This window comes from Paenibacillus sp. AR247, assembly GCF_002968895.1.
GTDB classification, from domain to species: domain Bacteria; phylum Bacillota; class Bacilli; order Paenibacillales; family Paenibacillaceae; genus Paenibacillus_AQ; species Paenibacillus_AQ favisporus.
Genome location: NZ_PCZT01000047.1, coordinates 1 through 2,869, shown reverse-complemented (window position 1 = coordinate 2,869; position 2,869 = coordinate 1). Strand labels below are relative to the sequence as shown.

Annotated in this window: 1 protein-coding gene; it reads right to left on the bottom strand. The window is 55.0% G+C overall.

What is annotated here, in order from left to right:
• On the bottom strand, positions 1–2,869 hold a 2,869-nt coding region (locus tag CPT76_RS35585), incomplete at both ends, for a KR domain-containing protein (RefSeq protein ID WP_146116551.1).

Sequence of the window (2,869 nt, the reverse complement as noted above, 5' to 3'; positions counted from 1 at the left end):
ATGCTGTCAATACGCCGTGATCCCCATCAGGAAGCATCGCCAAGGGCACAGCATCCGCAGTCAACGAATGACTGGCGGCTAACATGGCTTGGTCCGGATGATGCTTGACGAGCCAGGCAGCAAGAGCTTCGATGTGCGGATGCTCAAACAGCAGCGTCGGCTCCAGGTTTGCGTTCAACAGATCGTTCAATCTCCGCAGAAGCTGGGCCAGCATGACGGAATCTACTCCGTAATCCTGGAACGAAGTTTCCGTGTCCAACTTGACGGAATCGATCTTGAGCTCTTCCGCAAGAAGTTCCTTCAACCATGACGCTATCATCAGATGCGGGTTATCCGGGTTCCCTGTACGCGCGGACGTTATCGGATCTCCGCTGCGCATCATGCCTGGATTGTGGCGCTCCGCTTTCCGCTCCATCCGGGAAGAAAGCCGAAGCAGCGCATCAGGTTTCCATGCGGACGGACGCACCGATGCTGGAAGCACTACCGCTCCGAAATCTGTGGTCAATATCGAATCGAGCATCTGCATTCCTTCTTCATTGGTCAGGCTCCACAGTCCGGACTCATCGTAAGCCTTGTTTCTGACCTCACCCATGCCGGTCTCCTTCCAACTTGGCCATTGAATGCTGACCAACGGGCATTCGTGCCGCTTGGACTCGGCAAAGTAATCCATATAAGCGTTGGCCGCTGCGTAATCGCTTTGTCCAGCCGCCAGCGATGGAATCGCCGCGGAAACGGATGAATACAGGACGAAAAAGCTAAGCTCCTCTCCTTTCATCACGTTATATAAGGATTGAAGACCATCCATTTTAGGCGATAATACCGTCTCGATTCCTTGAATCGATTTCCGGATAAACGCTGGGTTGTGAACGTCGACAACCCCGGCGCAATGGACCACGCCGCCAATGGGACCGATCCGGAGCTTCGTGTCATCCACGGCGTGTTGCAATGCGGCTTCATCGGTTAAAGACACCGACAGGACATGTACCTCCGCTTGCAGTGACTCAAGTTCAAGCAAATCGCGGATTTTATGCCCGATGCTCGTATCTTGGGCGAGATAGCGGTGCCACTCCTCCCGGGGAGGGAGCGTTTCCCTACCGGTCAACACCAGCTTCCTTACGCCGTATTTCTGCACAAAGTGGCGGGCGCATACGTAACCAAGCCCTCGGGTACCTCCGGTAATCCACAGCACATGTTCTTTAGGGAACGCAAAAGAACCACGGCCGGAGCCGGATTCTTCCCGCTTCCTGCCGAGGGATTCCCCGAGATAGGCCCGGTACCTGATTCCGTTCCGGTAGCAGACCTCGGTATCCAGGCTTCCCGATTTATATTCTGCAGCAATTTGTTCAGCCAGCTCTTCGTCGGAATCGACGGTTTCGCCGTCCATATGCCAGGATACGAGCCGGCTGTACTCATACTGCAGCATGCGGTAAAGTGCGGCACGGTCAGCGCCAGCAAGATTGACGGTTGGATTTTGAAAGGACTCCAGGCCGCGGGTAACGCATAACATTCGAAGCCCATCCTGGTGCCGGGATTCGATCTGCTGCTGAATCCACTCCATCCAGTCCACCGGCCGAAGTGGGGATCGACCACAGCCCGCCAGATCAATAATCCCTTCGAACGTCTCCCGCTCAACCGACGGATGGGACAGCTCTCCGGTGTCCACTTCCAAAATCACCGCCCCCTCGATGCGGCCCGATACTTGCCGGGCCAAAGTCATCGTATCGGATGTCGCTACGACGGCCACGCCTCTTCCTTTCCCTTTATAGACACCATTCTCCCGGGGAGCCGGCGTCCATTGCTTGGTCCAGAACCCCGCCATGCGCTGGGATTCGACGGGACGGATCTCGTTTTGACCGAAATTCGCAGCAATTGGATGAAGTTCACCTGCAGGCTTCCATCCTGGAACCCAATAACGTTCCCGTGCGAACGGGTACGTCGGCAGACTCATTTTCCTTGGCCGAAACTCCGTGTACAGCTGGTTCCAATCCACCTGAAGGCCTTTGACCCAAAGATTCATCAGTTTGCCGTACTTTTTGCGCTCCATCCATTTCCAGATGGCTTCCTGAAGTTCTTCGTCCCGGAAAAAAATCTGCATCGTATCCTTATTCCTTTTAACTTGCCCGCAATAGATCCCCTCAGACTCGTGATCGCCATCCAGAAAAACGCGCAGTTTATGCGTTAGCTCGTCCACGGTTTTCACGATCAGGCCAAGCCGCTCCTCCATCGCTTCGCGTCCGGTTTGCAGCGTGTAAGCCAAATCCGGCAGCCGTTCATCGCCATAATGCCGGCTTTCCGCATCCAGAAGCAGCCTTTGGGCCTGTTCTTTCAGCTGCTCTTCCGTCCTGGCGGACAGCACGATCATAAACGGATCTGCGCTTTGTGCCGATTTCCGTTCGATTTCGGAAAACGCAGGAATGTACTCCTCGACAACCAAATGGGCATTCGAACCCCCAGCCCCGAAAGAGGAGATCCCGGCGATTCTGGGGTATTCGGTCAAGCGCCCGTCCAAATTCAGGAGCGGCCTAATCCATTCGGCCAATTCCTGTTGAACGAAAAACGCCGATCGTTCAAAGTCAATATTGGGATTCAGGACGGAGGAGTGCAGGGAAGGCACAATTTGCTTATGCTTGAGTTGAAGCAAAACCTTGGTCAACCCGGCGATTCCTGCAGCGCTTTCACAATGCCCGATATTCGACTTGGCCGATCCAATGGCACAGAATTGAGCATCCTCCGTCGCCTGCTTAAATACTTGCTGGAGCCCGGCTATTTCGATGGGATCGCCCAGCACCGTACCGGTTCCGTGTGCTTCCACGTAGCTGACCGCGCGGGGATGTATGCCCGCTTTTCGGATCGCCTTCCCTATGACCTC